Consider the following 22,336-nt stretch of genomic DNA (forward strand, 5'->3'; position numbering starts at 1 on the left):
CAGTGGCTGTTCCTGGCGTGCCTGACCCCGAACTTCTTCATGAAGGCGTTCGAGGTGCTCGACCTGCTCGACCTCTTCGCCGACCCGAGGCTCGAGGGCGACCCGATCGCGATGCTGTACCCGCAGAACGTGCCGTGGGTGCTGGAGCGGTTCGCGGCCGCGTTCGCCGCTCGACCGCGTGCCGAGTGGCTCGCCATCCTGGCGGACAACGGTCTTCCGGCCGCCCCCCTGCAGGATCGCGACGACTGGCTCGATGAGGAGCAGCTCGCGGCGATCGGGATGCGGCTCACCGTCGACGACCCTGCGCGCGGGAAGGTCGTGATGCCCGGCATCCCTCTCGTGCTCAGCCGCACTCCCGGCGCGGTGCGCGGCCCGGCATCCCTGCCGGTGCCTGCTCTTGAGGTGCCCCCGTGGGATCCGCGCCCCGCCGAGGTTCTGACCCCGGCCGGCGGATCGGGGGCCACAGTTCGCCGCGGCGGCCCTTTGGAGGGCCTGCGGGTGCTCGACCTGGGATCGATCATCGCCGGCACCTACGCCTGCTCGCTGCTGGCTGAGCTCGGTGCCGATGTGATCAAGCTCGAGCCGCGCTCCGGTGACGGGCTGCGCGGAATGATGCTGGGATTCGCGGGCTTCCACAAGGGCAAGCGCGGTCTGGTGCTCGACCTTCAGAAGCCGGAGGGACACGAGGCCTTCCTCGCCCTCGTGCGAGACGCGGACCTCGTCATGGACAATTACCGGCCCGGTGTGCTGCAGCGGCTGGGCATCGACTATGAGCGGCTCAGCGCGGTGAACGCCCGCATCTGCACCGTCTCGGTCACCGGGTTCGGCGAGGGCGGTCCGCGCGGCGCCGACGCGGGCTTCGACCCGGTCCTGCAGGCGCTCAGCGGAATGATGACCGCGCAGGGCGGTGATGATGATCCCGTTTTCCTCTCCATCCCCGTCAACGACGTCGCCTCCGCCGCAATGGCCGCTCTCGGTGCCGTGCTGGCGCTCCATCACCGCGGTCGGACCGGCGAAGGGCAGCGGGTGTGGACGTCGCTGGCGGGGCAGGCCGCTCTCATGCAGGCCGGCGAACTCGTGCGCTTCGACGGACGGGTGCCCGCGCAGCGCGGCGCGCAGGATTTCGCCGGACCCTCCGCTCTCGACAGTCTCTATGCCACCGCTGACGGCTGGCTACGGCTGCAGGCGAGCGCGGACGTCGCCGCATCCGCTCTCGCGGGAATGCTGGGGGAGTTCCCCGACGACGATGACGCGCGAGCGGTGATCATCGCCGCCGCGTTCGCGGCGCGTCCGACCGAACAGGTCCTGGCTGCCCTCACAGAGGCGGGCGTCCCCGCGGTCGCGGTGCGCTCGGTCATGGACCTCCCGCTCGACGCAGCCCTGCGGGCGTCCGAAGTCGTGCACGAGACACCGGTCGCGGGAGCGGCCGGGTCGCTGTGGACCCAGGGCAGAATGGCGCGCCTGAGCCGCACGGAAGCGCGGGGCGTGCTGCTCGTGCCGGGCCTCGGCGAGCACACGCGCGACGTGTTGCGCGAAGCAGGACTTTCCGAAGAGGCGATCGATCGGATGCTGGAAACAGGCGTCGCGGTCGCCGGCGACCCCTACCGCGTGTAGGTGCAGCTCCGCTGCAGCAGGGGAGGCTAGATCCAGCCCGGCATCCAGTTGTGCAGACGATAGAAGTCGTACGGCACCTGAGTGGCAGACCACAGCGGGTACCAGAAGATCGACAGCGCGACCGCGAAGCCGAGGAACACCATCACGACCCTCTGACCGGCCAGCCGCCGATCGGTGGGCGCACGCGCCGGCCCCGCGACATCTCGAAGCGCGAACGTCAGCGCCAGCAGCAGGAACGGCCACATGACGATCGTGTAGAACTGGAAGATCGTGCGCTCCGGGTACATCAGCCAGGGCAGCCACGTCGCCGCGATCGCCACCAGTACGACCGCATATCGCCAGTCGCGCGCCACCACGAAGCGGTAGATCAGGTAGATCAGGGCGGCGATGCTCGCATACCACAGCAGCGGATTGGGCATGCTGTAGAGGATCTCCAGGCATCCAGCCGCGCCGCCCGTGCAGCCGTTCTCGCCGTCGGTCGCGCTGCCCGCGTACATCGACGTGGGCCGCCACAGGAGCGGCCAGATCCACGCCGGGCTCATGTAGCTGTGCGGCGAGCTCATGCCGGTCATCGAGGTGTAGATGGTCTCGTGATAGTGCCAGAGGCTCTGGAGAGACAGTGGCACCCAGCTGAAGATGCCCGTCGCGGGGCTCGCATCGGCCGCATGGCGGTCGTAGCCCCCGTCGGTCGTGAGCCAGCCGATCCACGACCCGAGATAGACCATGAACGCCACCGGCACGAGCAGGAGGAAAGACGCCGCGCCCTGGCGAACGGCATCCACCGGCCAGAAGGTCACGCCGAGGCGGCGCCGCTCCAGCGCGTCGGTCACGACCAGGTAGAGGCCGATTCCGGCCAGCACCCAGACGCCCGACCACTTGACGGCCGTCGCAGCGCCGGCGGCGGCACCGGCCGCGATGATCCACGGGCGATTCCACAGGATCACGCCCCAGGCGGGACGATCGTCGCCGCGGCTGCGGCGGACGACCGCCGTGGCCAGTCGGTCGAGGTGTCTCCGGCGGTCGAGGACGGTGAACCAGAAGGCGAGCAGCACGAAGAAGGTGAGGAAGATGTCGAGCAGCGCCACCCGACTCATCACGATGCCCAGACCGTCGATGGCGAGCAGGAGCGATGCCACGCTCGCGAAGACGCCGGAGTCCGTGAGTGCCTTGGCGAGGAAGAACAGCACGAGCACACACGCCGTGCCGAACACGGCCGCCGCGATGCGCCAGCCGAACGAGGATCCCGGGCCGAAGATGGCCATGCCGGCGCCGATCAGGTACTTGCCGAGCGGCGGGTGCACCACGAAGCTCGCTGCGGTGGTGAAGATGTCGGTCTCGCCGGCGGCGAATCGCGCATCGGCGCCCTCGGGCCACGTGGCGGCGTAGCCGAGGTTCCACTGACTCCAGGCATCCTTCACGTAGTAGGTCTCATCGAAGACGAGCGTGTGCGGATTGCCGAGGTTCCACAGTCGCAGGATCGCGGCGAGAAGAGTGATGACGACGGGCGCGAGCCACGCGTACAGTCGCTGCAGGCGTGGCTCGACGGCCAGTCGCCCGCGCCAGCCGTCGTATCGGGAGAGCCGCTCGGCGGGTAGCAGCGGCGGGGCGATGCTCGTCACGACGACCAGCCTATGCTGGGGCGGTGATCATCCTTGCGGCGACTCCCATCGGCAATCTCGCCGATGCGTCCGGACGCCTCCGCACGGCGCTGGAGAGCGCGACGGTCATCGCCGCGGAGGACACGCGGATGACCCAGCGCCTGCTGCAGGGGCTCGGCATCGGCAACCGTCCCCGGTTGATCGCGTTGCATGATCACAACGAGAAGCAGCGCGCGGCGGAGCTCGTGACTCGTGCGCGTGAGGAAGACCTGCTCGTGCTGAGCGACGCGGGGATGCCGACGGTGAGCGACCCCGGATACGCGCTCGTCGTCGAAGCCGTCGCGCAGGGGGTCACCGTGACGGCGCTGCCCGGACCCAGCGCCGTCATCACGGCGCTGGCAGTCGCGGGGCTGCCCACCGACCGGTTCACGTTCGAGGGCTTCCCGGCGCGCAAGCCCGGAGAGCAGCACCGGCTGTTCGTCTCGCTCGCGTCCGAGCGCCGGACGATGGTCTTCTTCGAGGCGCCGTCGCGGCTCGCCGCTACGCTCGAGACGATGGCCGGCGCGTTCGGGCCGGAACGTCCGGCGGCGGTCTGCCGGGAACTCACCAAGCTGCACGAGGAAGTCGTGCGCGGATCCCTCGGCGAACTCGCCGCGTGGGCGGCGGGCGGAGTGCGCGGCGAGATCGTCGTCGTGGTCGGCGGGGCGCCGGCGCGGGACGTGTCGGCCGCGGATGCCGTGGCCCAGGTGCAGACGCTCGTCAGCGGCGGCATCCGCCTGAAAGATGCCGCCGCGGAGGTTGCAGCCCAGACCGGCCTGTCCAGCCGCGAGCTCTATCAGGCGGTGCTCGCGGCCCGATGAGCGCCGCCCTCCCGCCTGAGCGGGCGAGTCACACGACCGTGACCCGCGCGCGCCCCCGCCTAGAATCGACGGGTGAGCACCGGCCGATCTTTCTACATCACGACACCGATCTACTACCCCTCGGACGTGCCCCACATCGGGCACGGGTACACGACGGTCGCTGTCGATGCCCTGGCGCGCTGGCACCGCCAGGCGGGCGATGACACCTGGATGCTGACCGGGACGGACGAGCACGGTCAGAAGATGCTGCGCGCCGCGTCGGCGAACGGCGTGACACCTCAGGAGTGGGTCGACAAGCTCGTCGAAGGATCGTGGTTCCCATTGCTGGAAACCCTCGAGGTCGCCAACGACGACTTCATCCGCACGACCCAGGCTCGTCACGAGGAGCGCGTTCAGCAGTTCGTCCAGGCACTCTATGACCGGGGCTACATCTATGCCGGTGAGTACGAGGCGCTGTACTGCGTGGGCTGCGAGGAGTTCAAGCCCGAGTCCGAGATCGTCGACGGGACCGGCCCGTTCGAGGGTCTGAAGGTCTGCGCCATCCACTCGAAGCCACTGGAACTCCTGAAGGAGAAGAATTACTTCTTCAAGCTCAGTGAGTTCACCGGACCGCTCCTGGATCTCTATAAGAACGAACCCGACTTCGTGCGGCCCGAGTCGGCGCGCAACGAGGTCGTCTCGTTCGTGAAGAGCGGGCTGAAGGACCTCTCGATCTCGCGCTCTGCGTTCGACTGGGGCGTGCGTGTGCCCTGGGACGACAGCCACGTGATCTATGTGTGGGTCGATGCGCTCTTGAACTACGCCACCGCGGTCGGGTACGGAACGGACCCCGCCCAGTTCGAACGGCGATGGCCCGCGTTTCACATCGTCGGCAAGGACATCCTCCGCTTCCACGCCGTCATCTGGCCCGCCATGCTGATGGCCGCCGGTCTCGACGTGCCGCGCGGCGTCTTCGCTCATGGGTGGCTGCTCGTGGGCGGCGAGAAGATGTCGAAGTCGAAGCTGACCGGCATCGTCCCCACCGAGATCACGGACGTGTTCGGTGCGGATGCCTACCGATTCTATTTCCTGTCGGCGATCGCCTTCGGGCAGGATGGCTCGTTCTCGTGGGAAGATCTCTCGGCGCGGTACCAGGCCGAACTCGCCAACGGATTCGGCAATCTCGCTTCGCGCACGATGGCGATGATCGAGAAGTACTTCGGGGGATCCGTCCCGCCGCCTGCCGAGTACTCCGACGGCGACCGGCGGATCCAGCAGATCGTCGCGGATGCCGCGGCCGAAGCCGACGCAGCGATGGATCGATTCCGGCCGGATGAGGCGGTCGCGGCGATCTGGACGATCGTCGATGCCCTCAACGGATACATCACCGAGAACGAGCCGTGGGCGCTCGCGAAGGATGCCGCGCAGCGCGCTCGACTCGGCACGGTCCTGTACACCGCAGCGGAAGGGCTCCGGGCACTCGCGGTGCTGCTGAGCCCGTTCATGCCGCACTCTACGGGCATGCTCTGGTCTGCCCTCGGGATCGCCGGACGGCTGGTCGACGAGCCGATCCGCGCGGCGGGAGCGTGGGGGCGCCTCGCGCCGGGCAGCGCCGTGGGTGCGCTCGCCCCGCTGTTCCCGCGCATCGACCAGTGACCCACTCCCGCGTCCCCCGCGTCCCCCCGTCCCCCGCGTCCCCGCCGCGCCGCGTGTCCCACTTTCTGCGGTGTGTGTCCCAGAATCGGCTGGTCCAAGGCCTGAGAATGACCGAAAGTGGGACACATGAGTGATCTGGGCGACCCGTCGACGTATGTCCGGGTGCGAGAGAAGGGGACGCGAGATGTCACGTACCCCGCGGCGCCCGAGCCGCTGCCGGTCCCCGTTTACGACAATCACACGCATCTCGAGATCCAGGACGGCGCTTCGGGGGACGCGGATGCCGGGAGCCTGACGCTCGATGATCATCTCGCGCTCGCGCGCGCCGTCGGAGTGGCGGGCGTCGTTCAGGCGGGGGGAGACATCGATTCGAGCCGCTGGTCCGCTTGGGCCGCGGCATCGCACCCGCGCGTGCTCGCGGCAGTCGCCATTCACCCCAACGAGGCTCCGGTGTATGCCGAGCGAGGCATGCTCGATGATGCGATCGCCGTGATCGACGACCTGGCCGCGCAGCCGCGTGTGCGGGCGATCGGCGAGACCGGCCTCGACTTCTTCCGGACGGGCGAGAACGGCTTTCCCGCCCAGATCGAGAGCTTCGAAGCGCATATCGCGCTCGCGAAGAAGCACGCGATCGCGATGCAGATTCACGACCGCGATGCGCACGACACCGTGCTCGAGACCCTCGCCCGCGTCGGTGCGCCCGAGAAGACCGTGTTTCACTGCTTTTCGGGCGACGAGGCCATGGCCCGGCTCGCCGCCGACCGCGGATACTGGGTGAGCTTCGCCGGCAACGTGACGTTCAAGAGCGCGCAGAACCTGCGCGATGCGCTCGCCGTCACGCCGCTCGAGCGGGTGCTCGTCGAGACCGACGCGCCGTTTCTCACTCCGACCCCCCTGCGCGGGCGGCCGAACGCCCCCTACCTCATCCCGGTGACCGTGCGCTTCATGGCCGCCGAACTCGGGATCGATCTCGCGGAGTTCTGCACGCAGCTCGCGGCGAACACGCGTGAGGTCTACGGAGAGTTCTGAACGGCGTCATGTCACCGAGCGACAATCCCCGGTCACCCTGGATTCCGCGTCAGCGGGTCGTGGAGCCGCGAACCAGCTCCCACGGCAGATCTACGACGCGGGGGTCAGACCCGGACACGTCGCCCAGGCAGGAGAACATCGTCTCGGCGGCCCACTCCGGATGCACGCAGACGTGGGTGATGCCCAATCGGTCGTTCAACGCGCAATCGGTCGTGCACAGCGCGACGAGCTGCAGGTCGCGGGGGATCACCTGGCCGGTCGCCTCGAGCTGCAGGTAGATTTCGGGTCCCTCTTCGCAGAAGGAGAAGATCGCGTCGGCCCCGGCATCCAGCAGCGCCCGCACTTCGCGGGCGAGGCGGCGACGGCCCGGGTCGACGCGCGCCACGATCGGCGAGCGACCGTGCACCGTGGACCATGCGAGGTAGGCACTCTCGCCGATCTGGTCGCGGGGCACCTCGCTCTCGTCGACGAGAAGCCCGATCCGCTCCGCACCGGCCTCCGCAAGGAGGATCAGCGCGGCGCGTACGGCCGAGTCGTAGCCGGTCCGGATGCTGAGGCCCGCGGCCCCGGCGATGTACAGGTCGTTCGCGACAACCGGCACGCCGCGGGCGACTGCTTCGCGAAGCACGGCGCGGTCGTCGGCCGGATCGGGGAAGTAGAGCACGTCGATCTGCGCGCTGTGGACGAGGTCAGGCCGTGAATCGGGGAGGACGGTGACCGCGAAGCCGTGCGCGGCAGAGGCCCGCACGAGCGCGTTGAGCTGACGCGCGCGGCGGAGCGCCCGCCGCTCGGCGGCGGCGTCGCCGTCGGTGCCGTCGGCCATGACGAAGCCGACCGACATCGTGCGGCCGCCCCGAAGCGCCGCCGCGGACCGATTGGGTGAATACCCGAGCTCCGCAGCGACCGCCTTGATGCGCGCACGGGTCTCGGGGCGCAGATTGCCGCGCTCGTTGAGCGCCTGACTCGTCGCGGCCGTCGACACGCCGGCGCGTTCGGCGACGTCGCGCAACGTGACCGCGCGCGGCGCCGTGGGGGTCATGACGCGTCCCGGTCGGCGGGGTCGAAGACGGTGGCGACGGCGTCGGCCCACGCAGCGCCCGATCCGGATGCCGCCTGCGCGTGGCCGCGCGAGATCAGCGAGTGCAGCAGGGCACCCGAGAAGTGGCGGAGCGCCGCCTCGGTCTCACCGCTCGCGCCGCGGGTACGCGCACGTTCGATCTCTGCATCGAGCACCCTCTGCACGTGGGATCGGAGGGCGACGACCGCGGGCGAGACCTCGTGCACGCGTCGTGCGGCTGCGTGGCGCTGTGCAGCCGTCGCGACGATCAGCTGTGCCTCACCGAGCGTCGCGAACTCATCGATCGGCGCGTGAATGCGGATCGTGTCGAGGTCGAGCAGGTCGATCCCGGGGAGCGCGCGCACTCCTGGATCGACATTGCGCGGCATGCCCAGATCGATCACGAGCTGATCGCGCGGGTGCTGGGCGCGCGCCGTGCCGTGCTCTTCTGCCGTGAGCGCATACGTGTCGGTGACCGTCGTGCAGGTCACCACGACGTCGGCCATGGCCGCCTCGGTCGCATAGTCGTCGGCGGTGACTTCGCGCAGGTGCTCGCGCTGGGCGAAGCGGCTGTGCCCCGACCGCGAGTGCACGCGGATGTCGCGGGCGCCGACGTCGCGCAGGGCGGCGAGGGACGCCGCGGCGTAGCGTCCAGAGCCGACCAGCAGCACGCGTGCGTCCTCCCACGACGAGATGCGTGATCCCGCGAGTTCGACGGCGAGTCGCACCAGCGACCGGCCCGACTCGCCGATGCGCGTCGAGTTCTTGACGGCGCGCGAGGTCTCGGTCGCACGCTGGAAGAGGTGCTCGAGCGCGGAGGTGGTGAGGCCCTCGCGGCGAGCGGCATCGAGGGCGCGGCGCACTTGCCCGGAGATCTCGTCCTCGCCGAGGGCAACCGAGTCCAGCCCCGACGCGACGGCGAACAGGTGGTGGGCGACGTGGTTGCCGTGGGCGAAGTCGACCGTCTCGCGCACCGCGCGAAAGGGCAACTCGGTCAAGTCCGCCAGCTGTTCCATCGCGGCGTCCATCGCCGGCACGGGGGACTCTTCGGCCAGGTCGAAATACGCCTCGAACCTGTTGCAGGTCGACAGCACGACGGTGCCTCGGATGGACTCGTGCGCTGCGCGCAGTCGGGGTGCGACGTCGTCACCGATCACTGAAAGTCGCTCGAGGGAGGCGAGCGGAGTCGTGCGCTGATGGGCGGACAGACAGACGAGCATGCGCAGGACACCTCCGGGGATCCCCGCTAGTATAACGATTAACCGGTCCGCCAGGTTTCACCCGAGGAGTCCATCATTCCGGCACTGCAGCATCCTTTCCACGCGGACGACACCGGGCGGTCGCGCCTCGTGAGAGCGCTCCGCGGCGAGCGGCCTGCCCAGACCCCGGTGTGGTTCATGCGCCAGGCCGGTCGGTCGCTTCCGGAGTATCGGGCGCTGCGCAGCGGGGGCAGCATGCTCGACGCGTGTCTGGATCCGGCGCTCGCGAGTGAGATCACGATGCAGCCCGTGCGACGTCACAAGGTGGATGCCGCCGTCTTCTTCAGCGACATCATCGTGCCGCTGGCGCTGCTGGGGATCGACGTGCAGATCGCGCCGGGCCGGGGCCCGGTGTTCACCGAGCCGGTGCGCACCGCGGCGCAGATCGCGGAGATCATCCGCATCGATCCGTCGCTCGTCCGGGAACGCGGCGGCGCGGTCGCCGAGGCCGTCACGCGCACGACGGTGATGCTGGCGGAGGAGTCCGAGGCGCGCGGCGAGCCGCTGCCGCTCATCGGATTCGCCGGTGCACCGTTCACCCTCGCCGCCTACCTGGTCGAGGGGGGCCCATCGAAGGACCACATGGTCGCGCGGAGTCTCATCCATACCGAGCCGCACGCGTGGGCCGACCTCACGATGTGGCTCGCCGAGGTGACCGGGCAGTTCCTCGCGCTGCAGGTCGAGGCAGGCGCGAGCGTCGCGCAGCTGTTCGATTCCTGGGCCGGCGCGCTCGCCCCCGATGACTATCGTGAGGCGGTGCTCCCGGCATCGGCCGCGGCACTGAGACCGGTGCGCGCGTTCGAGGTGCCGATCATCCATTTCGGTGTGGGCACAGGTGAGATCCTCGCGGACATGGCGTCGATCGGCGTCGACGGTCTGGGCGTCGACTACCGCGTGCCGCTCGATCAGGCCGCAGCCCGCGTCGGCCGCGGTGTGACCCTTCAGGGCAACTTCGACCCGGCGCTGCTGTTCGCGCCGGCGGAGGTGCAGCGCGCGGCCGCCCAACGCATCCTCACCGAGGGACTCGCCGCGCGCGCACACGTCTTCAACCTCGGCCACGGCGTGCCGATGGATGCCGACCCCGCCGATCTCACGGCGCTCGTCGAAACGGTCCACGCCTGGCGGGCACCGTGAGCAGTGCCGATCTCGACGCAGATCTCGTCATCGTGGGGGCGGGCATCGCCGGTCTCGCGATCGCGCACGATGCAGCGCGAGCGGGTCAGCGGGTCATGGTGCTGGAAGCCGCGGATCGCGTCGGCGGGCTCGTCCGGCGCGCCGAGGTCTGCGGCATCCCGTTCGACATCGGTGCGGAATCGTTCGCGACCCGCACCTCGGGCGTAGCCGATCTGATCGCGGATGCGGGTCTTCCACTCACTCTTGTCGCGCCGGCGCCGGGAGGCGCTCACCTGGTCACGACGGGCGAGACCGGAAGCTTCCCCGCGCCGCTCCCGCGACGGACCGTGCTGGGAATCCCCGCTGACCCGCTCGCGGCGGACGTCGTGCGGATCCTCGGCCCGGACGGATCCGCCCGCGCCGCCGCCGAGCGGATGCTGCCCCCGCTGCGCGCTGCCGACGAGCCCTCGCTGGCCGCGCTCATCACCGAGCGGTGCGGACCGGTGCTGCTCGCGCGGCTCGTCGACCCCCTCTGCAGGAGCATCTATTCTCAGCCCGCCGATGCCGTCCGCCTCTCGCGATTGCACCCGGTGCTCTGGCGCGAAGCCGTCGAGCGCGGCTCGCTCCTGGCCGGGGCCGTCGCGTGTGCGACCGATGATCGTGCCGGCGCCGCGGTCGGCGGAATCGTCGGGGGCATGTGGCGCCTGGCTGCAGAGCTCGCGAGTGCGGCAGCCGCACGCGGAGCCCGCATACGCACCGGCGCGCCCGCGCTCGCGGTGAACCCGCACGGTGATCGCATCGCCGTTGACACCGCCGACGGTCCAGTGCGCGCGGCGCGAGTCGTCGTCGCGACGGGCACGTCGGCCGCCCGCGCGCTCCTGGATCAGACCGGCCGGCGCGGCAGCGACAGCGAGACCGACGCCGACGCCGCGGGCGCTCTCGCCGTGCGCGTCGTCGCCGCGCTCGTGGCCGGTGCCGCGTTCGACGATGACCCCGTCGGTTCCGGAGTCATCGTCGCTCCGGGCGTGCCTTCGGCGGCGAAGGCGCTGACCCACGCGAACGCGAAGTGGCCCTGGCTCGCGGACACCCTCCCGGCGGGGCGCCACCTGTTCCGACTGTCGGCCCGCGATGCCCGTGCGCCGGGCCTCGAGACCCCCGCCGATCTCGCGCACGAGATCGCGCTGCTCACGGGGATCCCGCTGGATGCCGCGGACGTCCTCGCCGTGACCTCCGCCGTCTATGCGGATGCGGTCGCGGGCGCGCCTGTCGACGACCGGCGCCGCCGGGAGCTCGCGGGGTCGGGAATCCACCTGGCCGGCGCCGCCGTGGCCGGCACAGGTCTCGCGTCCGTCGTTCCGCACGCTCGCGCCCTCGCGGCGTCTTTCTCGTCCACCTCTCACTCAAGGAGCATCGCATGAGCGACCAGAATCCATTCGGCTACACCCTTTTCGCCATCCTTGCCGGCCCTCGTCCCCGTGTCGGTGCGCCCGCAGCCGGCGACCTCGACGAGCTCGCGGACCTCATCGCGAGCCTCCCGGCGAGGGGGGTGACCGTTCGCGGCCTCTACGACGTGACCGGCATGCGCGCCGATGCCGATCTCATGGTCTGGCTGCACGGCGAAGACCCGGCGGCGCTGCAGGCAGCGCTTCGGTCGATCCGGCGAACCCGGCTCCTGGGCGGCTACGCGAACATCTGGAGCGCTATGGGCGTGCACCGCGAAGCGGAGTTCAACAAGCGCCACGTGCCGGGCTATCTGCGCGGCGAGCACGCGCGGAAGTGGCTGTGCCTGTATCCGTTCGTGCGGAGCTACGAGTGGTACCTGCTGCCCGAGGATGAGCGGTCCGCACTGCTCATGGAGCACGGTCGCAAGGGCGCCGCGTTCACCGATGTCGTCGCGAACACCGTGTCGACCTTCGGGTTGAGCGACTACGAGTGGCTCCTGCCGCTCGAGAGCGATGAGCTCACCAGCCTCGTGGACATGATGCGGGACCTGCGCGCCACCGGCGCGCGCCGCCACGTGCGCGAAGAGGTGCCCTTCTACACGGGCCGGCGCGTCGAGGTCGCCGAGCTCGCCGAGATACTGAGCTGATGGCAGAGAACATCGGGCACGCCTTCCGGCCGAAACCACCTCGCGCGACGCGCGCCGACATCGCCGACGGATGCTGGGTCCCCGGGGCCACGGACGCGACGTGCGCCGGGCCCCCGCACGCGACCACGCCGCAGACCTACGATGCTGTGCTCCTTCTCGGATTCGGCGGGCCGGAGGGCCAGGATGACGTCATCCCGTTCCTCCGGAACGTGACCGGGGGCCGGGGCATCCCCGACGAGAGGCTGGAAGAGGTCGCCCATCACTACCGGCACTTCGGTGGTGTCTCACCGATCAATGCGCACAATCGCGAGCTGAAGGCCGCGCTGGAGGCCGAGATGTCGGTGCGCGACCTCGGGCTCCCCGTGTACTGGGGCAACCGCAACTGGACGCCGTACATCGCCGATGCGCTGCAGCAGGCATACGACGACGGGCACCGGCGCTTTCTGGCGATCGCGACGAGTGCGTACTCCTCGTATTCATCGTGTCGCCAGTATCGCGAAGACCTCGCGGATGCCGTCGAGTTCACCGGCCTCTCAGCGCAGGTGCAGATCGACAAGGTGCGGCCCTTCTTCGACCACCCCGGCTTCGTCGCCCCGTTCGCCCTCGGGCTTCGCTCGGCGCTCGATGAACTGGCCGCCCGGGGGGTGGATCCGCGCACCGAGGTCGAGATCCTCTTCTCGACCCATTCGATCCCGAACGCGGATGCCGACCGGTCGGGTCCGCCCGCCGACGGTCTCGGTCCCGGCGGAGCGTATGTCGCTCAGCACGCGGCCGTCGCCGAGCAGATCATGGACCGGATGGATGTGGATGCGTCCTGGCAGGTGGTCTTCCAGAGCCGCTCCGGACCTCCGCAGGTGCCGTGGCTCGAGCCCGACATCAACGACGCGATCGAGGAGCTGCCCGCCCTCGGCCGCAGGGCGGTCGTGATCGTGCCGCTGGGCTTTGTCAGCGACCACATGGAAGTGCTCTGGGACCTCGACACCGAGGCGATGCACACCGCCGGACGTCTGGGACTCATCGCCCTGCGCACACCGACACCGGGGACGCATCCGGACTACGTGCGCGGACTCGTCGACCTGGTCGAGGAACGCATCGCGGGCACGGCTCCCGCCGACCGCCCGCACGTGACCGAGCTCGGTCCCTGGTACGACGTGTGTCGTCCCGGATGCTGCGAGAACAAGCGTCTCGGCTTCCAGCCTGCTCTCGCGGGGCTCGTCCAGTGACAGCGCTGCGACTCGGGACGCGCGCGAGCCTGCTCGCGACGACCCAGTCCAGCCATGTCGCCGACGCCCTCCGCGCGGCTACGGGCCGCGACGTGGAAATCGTGCCGATCACGACGGCCGGCGATGTGCTCACGGGGTCGCTGGCTCAGCTCGGCGGGACCGGGGTGTTCGTCGCCGCGCTCCGCGACGCACTGCTGCGGGGCGACTGCGACCTCGTCGTCCACTCCATGAAGGACCTGCCGACCGGCGACGTGTCGGGACTGCGGATCGCGGCGGTTCCCCCGCGCGCATCCGCGCGCGATGCGCTGTGTGCGCGTGACGGCTTGAGCCTCGATGCGCTGCCGCGCGGCGCGCGCATCGGCACCGGGTCGCCGCGACGGGTCGCGCAGCTGCTGCGGCGCCGTCCCGATCTGCAGGTCGTCGGCATCCGGGGCAACGTCGACACACGGCTGCGCAAAGTGGACGACGCGGAGTTCGACGGGATCGTCTTGGCCGAGGCGGGCCTCACGCGGATCGGGCGGGCGGGGCGCATCACCGAGCTGTTCGCGGGCGACTCCTGGCCGACCTCGGCAGGCCAGGGGGCGCTCGCCGTCGAGGTGCGCGAAGGTGACGCGGTCGGCGACGCCGTGGCGCGCATCACCCACGCCGACTCCGCCGAGGTGGCTTTGCTGGAGCGCGCGGTGCTGCGCCGGCTCGAGGCCGGATGCGCCGCTCCGGTGGGGATCGGCGCGCGTCACGTGCCGGCCGCGGCGGCTACTCATCCGTCGCAGATCACCGGAACAGATGCTGTGAAGTCCACATCCGGTCCGGACGAACCAGGCGGAATCGCCTCGGCGCCTGCAGGGGTCGTGCTCGTCGCGGAAGTCTACGCGCTCGATGGTGGCCGGACGGTCCGTGTCGAGCGGACCTTCGCCCGCGCCACCGTCGCCGACGACGAGGGGCGCGCGGATGCCGCGGACGCGGTGGTCGCCGAACTCCTGGAAGCCGGCGCGGGCGACTTGGCGGACCTGGCCGGGAGCGGCCGGTGACGCCGAATGGTGAGGGATTCCGGTCCGGGGGGCTCACCGGCGCCCGCGTCCTCGTTCCGCGCGGCGGCGCCTGGGGTGAACGTGTCAGCCGCGAGATCGAACGTCGTGGCGGTCGCGCTGTCGTCGCGCCCCTGATCGCCTCGGCGCCTCCGCGTGATACCGCCGCGCGAGACCGTGCGTTCGCCACGCTCGCGGCGGGGGAGTACGAGTGGCTCTTCGTGACGAGCGCGGCGGGAGTCGAGCAGCTCGTCGCGCAGGGGATCTCGGTGCCGCGGGAGACACGGATCGCCACCGTCGGTCAGGGGACGGCCAGCGCCCTCGCCGAATCGGGCGCGAGCGCCTCGTTCGTTCCGGCCGGCGCTTCATCCGCCGCCGCGATGATCGCGCAGTGGAGCGTCGGGCGATCGGCGGCCGCGACGGGCCGCTGCCTCGTGCTGCGCTCTGATCTGGCCGCCGCCGTCGTCAGCGACGAGCTGGAAGCGCAGGGGTACGGCGTCGATGTCTGCATCGGCTATCGCACCGTCGGCCTCGACCTTTCCGCTGCAACGGCCGAGGCTCTGCGCACCGGAGCCATCGACGTCGTGCTGCTGACGTCGCTGAGCGTCGCGCGTGAGCTCCGCCGCCAGGTCGGCGCGCTCGATTCGCGTACTCTGGTCGCGTCGATCGGACCGGGTACGACGAAGGATGCCGAGCGTCTCGGCTTCCAGGTCGGCTACACCGCACAGACGCAGACCGTCGATGCACTGCTGGCCGAACTCGACGCCCGGGTCCCCAGAATCGACCCCGGATCGGAGGATCCTCGATGACCGCTTTCCCCACTCGGCGCCTGCGACGGCTGCGGAGCACCCCGGCGCTGCGCCGTCTCGTCGCCGAGACCGACCTCACCGCGCGCCGACTCGTGCTGCCGGTGTTCGTGAAGGAGGGGATCACCGCGGCGCAGCCGATTGCGACGATGCCCGGCGTCCATCAGCATCCGCTCGAGGACGTGCCGGCGCTCGTGGAGGCCGCGGTCGCAGCCGGAATCGGGGGGATCATGCTGTTCGGCGTTCCCAGCCACCGCGATGCGACGGGCTCCGGGGCGACCGACCCGGCCGGCATCCTGAACCGTGCCATCGAAGTGGCGGCACGGGCGGCTGTCGGGCGTCTGACGGTGCAGGCCGATCTCTGCCTGGATGAGTTCACCGACCATGGCCACTGCGGAGTGCTCGGAGCGGACGGTGCGGTCGACAACGACGCGACGCTCGAGATCTATGCCCGGATGGCGGTCGTGCAAGCGCGGGCCGGCGCCGACATCCTGGGCCTCTCGGGCATGATGGACGGCCAGGTTGCGGCGTGCCGTGCGGCGCTCGACACCGACGGGCGCACCGACGTCGTCTTGCTGGCCTACTCCGCCAAGTACGCCTCGGCGTTCTACGGGCCCTTCCGCGACGCTGTCGAGTCGACCCTCACCGGCGACCGCCGGGCCTACCAGCTCGATGCGGCGAACGCCCGCGAGGGCGTGCAGGAGGCCCTCGCCGACATCGACGAGGGGGCCGACATCGTCATGGTCAAGCCCGCCGGGACCTCTCTGGACGTGCTCACGCGCGTGAGAGATCTCTCTTCCGTCCCGGTGTGGGCCTATCAGGTCTCGGGAGAATACGCCCTGATCGAGCACGCTGCGGCATCCGGACTGATCGACCGCGGTCGCGCGATCGGTGAGAGTCTCCTTGCGATCCGGCGCGCGGGCGCAGAAGTGATCCTGACCTATTGGGCGATCGAGGTCGCCGGATGGCTGCGCGCCGGACGGGACCTGGCGTGACCGCGACGAACGAAGAGCTGTTCGCCCGTGCGCGGGCGGTGATCCCGGGCGGCGTCGACTCGCCCGTCCGCGCCTACGGATCGGTGGGCGGCACGCCGCGGTTTCTGGTGGAAGCATCGGGTCCCTACGTGACGGATGCCGAGGGCCGACGCTACGTCGACCTCGTCGCCTCGTGGGGACCGGCTCTGCTCGGGCACGCGCATCCCGAGGTCGTCGCCGAGGTGCAGGCGGCTGCCGCGCGCGGGCTCTCGTTCGGTGCGCCGACGCCGGCCGAGGCGGAGCTCGTCGAGGAGATCATCGCGCGGGTGCCGTTCGTGGAGCGCGCACGCCTGGTGTCGACCGGTACGGAAGCCACCATGACGGCGATACGTCTCGCCCGCGGGGCGACCGGCCGTGACCTGCTGATCAAGTTCGCCGGGCACTACCACGGGCACTCCGACGGGCTGCTCGCGGCCGCCGGATCCGGCTTGGCGACCTTCGCCCTGCCGGGATCGGCCGGTGTGCCCGAAGCCGTTGCCGCGCAGACCCTCGTCGTGCCCTACAACGACCGCGCGGCGCTCGAGGCGGTCTTCGCTGCGCACCCGGGGCGCATCGCGGCCCTCATCACCGAGGCTGCAGCGGCCAACATGGGCGTCGTGGCGCCGGCAACCGGCTTCACGACCTTCCTCGCCGAGCTCTGCCAGCGCGAGGGCGCGCTGCTGATCAGCGACGAGGTGCTCACCGGGTTCCGAGCCGCGCGCGGCGGATACGCACAGGTGCTGCGCGAGGCAGGCGAGACGGTGACGCCCGACCTGGTCACGTTCGGCAAAGTGATCGGCGGCGGACTTCCGGTGGCGGCGGTCGGCGGCCGAGCCGACATCTTGGAGCTTCTCGCGCCGATGGGCCCGGTCTACCAGGCCGGAACGCTCAGCGGGAACCCGGTCGCCGTCGCGGCGGGCCTGGCGACGCTGCGGCTTGCTGACGATGCGGTGTACGCGCGGCTGGCAGAGGCCTCGGAGGTTGTCTCCGGCGCGGTGTCTGCCGCGCTGTCGGCGGCCGGTGTGCCACACGCCGTGCAGCGCGCCGGGACCCTGTTCAGCGTGTTCTTCGGCGACGCGGTCGCCGGCGGAGTGGCCGATTATGCGACGGCGCAGCGGCAGGATTCGGCAGCGTACGGGCGCTTCTTCCATGCGATGCTGGATGCCGGCGTTTCTCTCCCTCCCTCGGCCTATGAGGCATGGTTCCTCACGGCGGCGCACGACGAGGATGCACTGGGCCAGATCTTGGCGGCGATGCCCGCCGCCGCCCGCGCCGCCGCCGGCTCAGGAGGCTGAGCGCATGCCGGTGACCCCCCTCGGCGCGTCGGAGATCCGTGCGCTGGCCGCCGAACTCGACGTCATCCCGACGAAGAAGCTCGGTCAGAACTTCGTCGTCGACGCGAACACCGTGCGCAGGATCGTGCATGTCGCGGAGGTCACGGCATCGGACCGAGTCGTCGAAGTCGGGCCCGGCCTCGGCTCGCTCACTCTGGCGATCCTCGAGACGGGAGCCGGCGTCACGGCGGTCGAGATCGATCATCGCCTTGCGCAGCGGCTGCCCGCGACCGCGCGCGCGCATGGTGCGCGCGCGGACGCTCTGACGGTCGTCGACGCGGACGCCCTTCGGATCACGGAGCTTCCGCGGGACCCGAACGTGCTCGTGGCCAATCTCCCCTACAACGTGAGCGTGCCGGTGCTTCTTCACTTCCTCCAGCACTTTCCCGGCCTCCAGCGCGGTGTTGTCATGGTGCAGGCGGAGGTCGGCCAACGCCTTGCCGCCCCACCGGGGTCGAAGGTGTACGGCGCTCCGAGTGTCAAGGCCGCCTGGTACGGGCCCTGGCGCCTCGTCGGCACTGTTTCCCGGCAGGTGTTCTGGCCGGTGCCGAACGTCGACAGTGTTCTTGTGGGCTTCCATCGCGACCCAGAGTCGCGCGGCACCGAAGCGGAACGCCGGCGCACGTTCGCGATCGTGGATGCTGCATTCCAGCAGCGCCGCAAGATGCTCCGTCAGGCCCTCTCCGCTGTGCTCGGGGGATCGGCCGCGGCCGCGTCGGAGATCATGATCGCCGCGGGTGTCGATCCCACAGCACGCGGCGAGCAGCTCACGATCGAGCAGTTCGTGGCGATCGCCCGCGCCGCGGTGTGAGATCCCGCCGTGAAGGTGACATCGACAGGTTGTGTCGCGTTCACTCGGCGTTCCGAAACATTTCTGTAACATATGCTCATGCGTATGGCCGAGCACCCGGCTCCCGAACGGGTCCTACTCCACCTCAGCGACACCCATCTGCGAGCGGGAGATTCGCGCATCTGGGACGCCGTCTCCGGTGCTGAGCACCTCTCCCGTGCGCTCGGCGCGATCGACGCGTCGGGCGTCGCGCCCGACGCGATCATCGTCACGGGCGACCTCGTGGACCTCGGCGAGCGCGCAGCCTACGCCGACCTCCGCGCGATGGTCGACCCTTTCGCCGCGCGGCTGGGTGCTCCCGTCGTCTGGGTCATGGGCAACCACGACGACAGAGCCGCGTTTCGCGCAGAGCTCTGGGACGACCACTCCGCTGACCTTCGCCCGATCGATCGTGTCGATGAGTTCGACGGCCTGCGCATCGTCACGCTCGACACCTCGGTGCCCGGTCAGCACCACGGTGAGCTGTCGGACGGCCAGCTGGCGTGGCTCGCCGACGTCCTCGCCACGCCCGCGCCGCTCGGCACGATCCTGGCGATGCATCACCCTCCCGTTCCGAGCGTCCTCGCGCTCGCCGCCACGGTGGAACTGCGAGATCAGCGCCGCCTCGCGGGAGTGCTCCGCGACACCGACGTGCGCGCGATCATCGCGGGCCACTTGCACTACTCGACGTTCGCGACATTCGCCGGCATCCCCGTCTCGGTCGCCTCATCGACCTGCTATGCGCAGGACCTGACGGTGCCGGTGGGCGGCACGCGACCTCAGGACGGAGCGCAGTCGTACAACCTGGTGCACGTCTTCGACGACACCGTGGTCCACTCGGTCGTGCCGGTGGACGCACCCCGGATCCTGGAGTACACCGACCCGGCCGCCGCGCGTCTGCGACTCGCGGATGCGGGCATCTCCGGGGTCAGCGTTCAGCGGCTGTCGGCAACGCCGACGCGTTCGCTGCCCGTGCTGCGCTGACCGCATCGCTTTCCCACGGCGCCCGCACCGGGAACATCCGCTCGAGCGTGTCGCGCAGGAGTGCCACGCGCAGCTCTTCGGGCACTTCGGTCTCGCCTCCGTCGTTGAGGCAGAACATGTCCGCGTCGCGCCGGCGTTCGAGTCGCTGCATTGCGCGGAGAGATGAGGCCAGCGTCGTCTGCACGTATCGCACGCGCGGCTCCGTGGTCGACACGGCGCGGCCGGTCATCAGCGCGTAGTAGTGATAGAGGCTGTTGGTCACCGAGATGTCGGTGGCCGAGCGGAACCGGGATGCGGCCGTACGGGCGAAGTCGTCGGCGAAGTCGCGTTCGAGTTCAGCGGCGATGCTGCGGCGGAGGGGCGTGGGGCAGTGCTCGAGGTCGCGGAGGATCGTGCGCCCGAAGCGTTCGCGCAGGAGCGCACGATTGACCCGCAGCGCGTTGTCGTGCCCGGAACGCTCGACCCGTGGTGCCCCGGATCCGATGCGGACTGCACCCTCGACGAACTTCGACAGGCCGGCCGCCGTGAAGAACATCTCCGGAAACACGGGACGACCGAAGAACATGTCGTCATTGGAGTAGAGGAAGTGCTCGGCGAGGCCCTCGATCCGGTGCAGCTGAGCTTCAACGGCGTGCGAGTTGTGCGTCGGCAGGACGGCGGGGTCGGCGAAGAACTCCTCGCTGCGCACGAGCGTCACCCGTGGATGCTCGGCGAGCCACGCGGGGCGAGGCGAGTCGGTGGCGATGAAGATCCGACGCACCCACGGCGCGTACATGTGGACGCTGCGCAGCGCGTAGCGGAGTTCATCGACGTGGCGATAGCGGGCGGGCCCGGCGTCGCCGTCGCCGACGACGTACTCCTCGAGCTGTGCGGCGCGCTGGCGCTGAAAGCTGCTGGAGGACCCGTCGACCCAGGAGAAGACCATGTCGATCTCGGCGGTGACTTCGCCCGGCTGCGGGTCGAACATCCCCTTGATCGTCCGCCAACGGCGCCCATAGCGGTGCACCGTCGCCGGCACGAGATCATCGGCGGTGAAAACGCGACGCGTCAACGCCGTCGGATGCGGTGCGTGCACCGTGCCATCCTCTGTGCGCCACGCCTCCACCCGCACCGATTCGGCCAGGCCGTACCGGAGCGCACCGTTCGTCGTCACACGAGGACGGAAGACCCGGAGCGACCAGGGTGTCAGGGCATCCAACACCGGCAGCTCTGCGGCCGGGTGTGTCGAGCCGCCCCGGAGCTTGGCGTAGATCGGCTCATCCAGAGCGAGACCCGACAACGCGCGGTGCACCGCCGCGGACTCACCGGCATCCACCACGATGACCGGCATGCCTCGGTCGTGACGCATCAGCCGCGGATCGATCCCGGCCTCGGCGAGCGCGTCCGCGATGAGCACGACGTCGGCGACATGCGCCTGTTCGGGTGTCAGGTCGTCGTGGACGATGTGCAGCACGCCCTCCACCCAGCGGAGGTCCTCGCGCGTGGGAAAAGCCGCCTGAGGGTGGGCGTGTGCGGGGAGCGCCTTCAGTGGTGTCATGCGTCCTCCTTTCCGTACTCTGTCCTGGCCACCCTAGGCGGGAATCGTTTCACCGTCGTTTCGCAGGCACCCGAACGTCGTCCGCGCTCGTTAGCCTGGAGGGGTGACAGACACCGACGAACGCCCTCCGCGGCCGCGCGGGCGGGATCGCGGCCACGCGCACGCGGTCGCCCGGACGGTCGAGGCCCCGCAGCGGATTTCGCTTCCGGGCGGATCGCGTAGCGGCCCGGCACTGCAGGGACTTCGTTCGTTCGACCTCGTCGCCGGGCGAATCGGTGACACCCGGGTGAGTGCGGCGTCAGTGTGAGCCTCAGTGGTATGAGAGACCGTCGGGTGCACGCTCGTGCACCCGGGAAGATCAACGTGTTCTTCGCGGTCGGTGACGTCCAGCCCGACGGATATCACGATGTCGCATCGGTCTACCAGGCGGTCTCGCTGTATGAGGACGTCTGGGCGCAGCTCGCCGACGAGTTCTCCGTCGAGGTGACGGGCAGCGTCGACGTCGCCGGCGTGCCGCTGGATGGCCGGAACCTCGCTGTACGGGCCGCACGGCTGGTCGCGCGCGCGACCGAGTGGGAGGGCGGCATCCATCTGGAGATCCGCAAGGGTGTGCCGGTGGCCGGTGGAATGGGCGGTGGGTCGGCGGATGCCGCGGCGACCCTCCTCGCGGTCAACGAGCTGCTCGGCGGAGATCTCGGCCCGACCGTACTGCACGAGCTCGGTGCCGAGCTGGGCGTCGACGTGCCGTTCGCCCTCCACGGGGGTACCGCGGTGGGCATCGGTCGTGGGGACGAACTCGCCCCCGCCCTCGCCCGTGGCCGCTTCGATTGGGTGCTGGTGACGCGCACCGACGGGCTCTCGACGCCCGGGGTCTACGCCCAGCTCGATCGGCTTCGCGCCCAGCCGGACATCCGCCCGCACGTGGCGATGCCGACCGTCGATCCCGCTGTGCTCGCGGCGCTGCGCGCGGGAGATGCCGTCGCCCTGTCGAGCGCGATCACCAACGACCTGCAGCCCGCCGCGTGCAGTCTCATGCCCGATCTGACTGATGTGATCGCTCTCGGGACGCATTCCGGCGCGCTCGCGAGCCTGGTGTCGGGTTCGGGGCCGACGCTTGCCTTCCTCGCCCCGCCGGAGGGCGCCGGCGCCCTCGCCACGGCGATGATCGAAGCCGGCCACACTGCCATCGTGGCGCACGGGCCGGTCGCCGGTGCGCGCGTTCTGGACTGACGCGGGAGCCTGCGATCTGAGCCGGATGAGCGCACGGCGCGGAGCACCTAGTGTCGTGCGCCTGAAGTTCTCTGGTTAAGTTGTAGAATGGGGTATGCCGC

The 22,336-nt window shown here is 70.2% G+C and carries 20 protein-coding genes; 16 read left to right on the forward strand and 4 right to left on the reverse strand.

The genetic code is table 11. The annotated features are described in order from the left end of the window. Positions 1-1,614: CoA transferase (locus tag QZV81_RS08050; protein ID WP_292835446.1), on the forward strand; the 1,614-nt coding region annotated here is incomplete at its 5' end. Positions 1,615-1,640: 26 nt separating this feature from the next. Here QZV81_RS08050 and QZV81_RS08055 read toward each other — a convergent pair. Continuing rightward, on the reverse strand, positions 1,641-3,233 hold the full coding sequence (locus QZV81_RS08055) for a phospholipid carrier-dependent glycosyltransferase (RefSeq protein WP_292835449.1): 1,593 nt from the start codon (positions 3,231-3,233) through the stop codon (positions 1,641-1,643). Between the two features lie 23 nt (positions 3,234-3,256). On the opposite strand from QZV81_RS08055, the gene rsmI reads away from it, so the two are divergent. The 3 genes from rsmI to QZV81_RS08070 all read left to right on the forward strand — a co-directional run bounded on the left by rsmI (position 3,257) and on the right by QZV81_RS08070 (position 6,736). Beyond that, positions 3,257-4,072 carry a 16S rRNA (cytidine(1402)-2'-O)-methyltransferase gene (rsmI, locus tag QZV81_RS08060; RefSeq protein ID WP_292835480.1) on the forward strand — a complete coding sequence of 272 codons (816 nt, stop codon included), beginning with the start codon at positions 3,257-3,259 and terminating at the stop codon, positions 4,070-4,072. A 72-nt stretch (positions 4,073-4,144) separates the two neighbouring features. After that, positions 4,145-5,707 (forward strand): methionine--tRNA ligase, encoded by a 1,563-nt coding sequence (gene metG / locus QZV81_RS08065; protein WP_292835482.1) that lies wholly within the window; start codon positions 4,145-4,147, stop codon positions 5,705-5,707. 126 nt (positions 5,708-5,833) lie between these two features. Next, positions 5,834-6,736, forward strand: a complete 903-nt coding sequence (locus QZV81_RS08070; protein ID WP_292835484.1) for a TatD family hydrolase — start codon at positions 5,834-5,836, stop codon at positions 6,734-6,736. Positions 6,737-6,785: 49 nt separating this feature from the next. Here the strand turns inward: QZV81_RS08070 and QZV81_RS08075 are convergent, their stop codons facing one another. Together QZV81_RS08075 and QZV81_RS08080 are read right to left on the reverse strand one after the other, a co-directional pair. Then, complete coding sequence (locus tag QZV81_RS08075) at positions 6,786-7,775, reverse strand: LacI family DNA-binding transcriptional regulator (protein ID WP_292835487.1); 990 nt, start codon at positions 7,773-7,775, stop codon at positions 6,786-6,788. Beyond that, positions 7,772-9,013 carry a glutamyl-tRNA reductase gene (locus tag QZV81_RS08080; protein ID WP_292835490.1) on the reverse strand — a complete coding sequence of 414 codons (1,242 nt, stop codon included), beginning with the start codon at positions 9,011-9,013 and terminating at the stop codon, positions 7,772-7,774. Before QZV81_RS08080 ends, QZV81_RS08075 begins: the two co-directional genes overlap by 4 nt. A 129-nt stretch (positions 9,014-9,142) precedes the next feature. Here QZV81_RS08080 and hemE point away from each other — a divergent pair, with 129 nt between their 5' ends. The 10 genes from hemE (at position 9,143) to QZV81_RS08130 (ending at position 19,468) form a co-directional block, all read left to right on the forward strand. After that, positions 9,143-10,186, forward strand: coding sequence for a uroporphyrinogen decarboxylase (gene hemE / locus QZV81_RS08085; protein ID WP_363331615.1), 1,044 nt, complete (start codon positions 9,143-9,145; stop codon positions 10,184-10,186). Continuing rightward, positions 10,183-11,583 (forward strand): FAD-dependent oxidoreductase, encoded by a 1,401-nt coding sequence (locus QZV81_RS08090; protein ID WP_292835493.1) that lies wholly within the window; start codon positions 10,183-10,185, stop codon positions 11,581-11,583. Before hemE ends, QZV81_RS08090 begins: the two co-directional genes overlap by 4 nt. Further along, positions 11,580-12,254: a hydrogen peroxide-dependent heme synthase gene (gene hemQ / locus QZV81_RS08095; RefSeq protein ID WP_292835496.1), complete on the forward strand. Its 675-nt coding sequence runs from the start codon at positions 11,580-11,582 to the stop codon at positions 12,252-12,254. The genes QZV81_RS08090 and hemQ overlap by 4 nt, the downstream gene beginning before the upstream one ends. Then, entirely contained in the window at positions 12,251-13,477 is a 1,227-nt protein-coding gene (locus QZV81_RS08100) for a ferrochelatase (RefSeq protein WP_292835528.1), read from the forward strand. The genes hemQ and QZV81_RS08100 overlap by 4 nt, the downstream gene beginning before the upstream one ends. After that, the gene (gene hemC / locus QZV81_RS08105) at positions 13,474-14,505 is read left to right on the forward strand and encodes a hydroxymethylbilane synthase (RefSeq protein ID WP_292835499.1); all 1,032 of its coding nucleotides are present in this window, start codon (positions 13,474-13,476) and stop codon (positions 14,503-14,505) included. The genes QZV81_RS08100 and hemC overlap by 4 nt, the downstream gene beginning before the upstream one ends. After that, complete coding sequence (locus QZV81_RS08110; protein ID WP_292835502.1) at positions 14,502-15,311, forward strand: uroporphyrinogen-III synthase; 810 nt, start codon at positions 14,502-14,504, stop codon at positions 15,309-15,311. The genes hemC and QZV81_RS08110 overlap by 4 nt, the downstream gene beginning before the upstream one ends. Next, complete coding sequence (gene hemB, locus QZV81_RS08115; protein WP_292835505.1) at positions 15,308-16,303, forward strand: porphobilinogen synthase; 996 nt, start codon at positions 15,308-15,310, stop codon at positions 16,301-16,303. Before QZV81_RS08110 ends, hemB begins: the two co-directional genes overlap by 4 nt. Further along, a complete protein-coding gene (gene hemL / locus QZV81_RS08120; protein WP_292835508.1) occupies positions 16,273-17,616 on the forward strand; it encodes a glutamate-1-semialdehyde 2,1-aminomutase in 1,344 nt (447 codons plus the stop codon). The genes hemB and hemL overlap by 31 nt, the downstream gene beginning before the upstream one ends. Positions 17,617-17,620: 4 nt before the next feature. Further along, positions 17,621-18,466, forward strand: a complete 846-nt coding sequence (gene rsmA / locus QZV81_RS08125) for a 16S rRNA (adenine(1518)-N(6)/adenine(1519)-N(6))-dimethyltransferase RsmA (protein ID WP_292835511.1) — start codon at positions 17,621-17,623, stop codon at positions 18,464-18,466. Positions 18,467-18,544: 78 nt separating this feature from the next. Continuing rightward, complete coding sequence (locus QZV81_RS08130; RefSeq protein WP_292835514.1) at positions 18,545-19,468, forward strand: phosphodiesterase; 924 nt, start codon at positions 18,545-18,547, stop codon at positions 19,466-19,468. Here the strand turns inward: QZV81_RS08130 and QZV81_RS08135 are convergent. Continuing rightward, a complete protein-coding gene (locus tag QZV81_RS08135; protein ID WP_292835516.1) occupies positions 19,413-21,005 on the reverse strand; it encodes a stealth conserved region 3 domain-containing protein in 1,593 nt (530 codons plus the stop codon). The two genes, QZV81_RS08130 and QZV81_RS08135, sit on opposite strands and share 56 nt — an antisense overlap. Positions 21,006-21,108: 103 nt before the next feature. On the opposite strand from QZV81_RS08135, the gene QZV81_RS08140 reads away from it, so the two are divergent. Both QZV81_RS08140 and QZV81_RS08145 read left to right on the forward strand, forming a co-directional pair. After that, positions 21,109-21,312: a hypothetical protein gene (locus QZV81_RS08140; RefSeq protein WP_292835519.1), complete on the forward strand. Its 204-nt coding sequence runs from the start codon at positions 21,109-21,111 to the stop codon at positions 21,310-21,312. A gap of 11 nt (positions 21,313-21,323) precedes the next feature. Further along, a complete protein-coding gene (locus QZV81_RS08145) occupies positions 21,324-22,235 on the forward strand; it encodes a 4-(cytidine 5'-diphospho)-2-C-methyl-D-erythritol kinase (protein WP_292835522.1) in 912 nt (303 codons plus the stop codon). Positions 22,236-22,336 lie beyond the last annotated feature (101 nt).

The sequence above is a fragment of the Microbacterium sp. genome (assembly GCF_011620665.1).
Classification (GTDB): Bacteria; Actinomycetota; Actinomycetes; order Actinomycetales; family Microbacteriaceae; genus Microbacterium.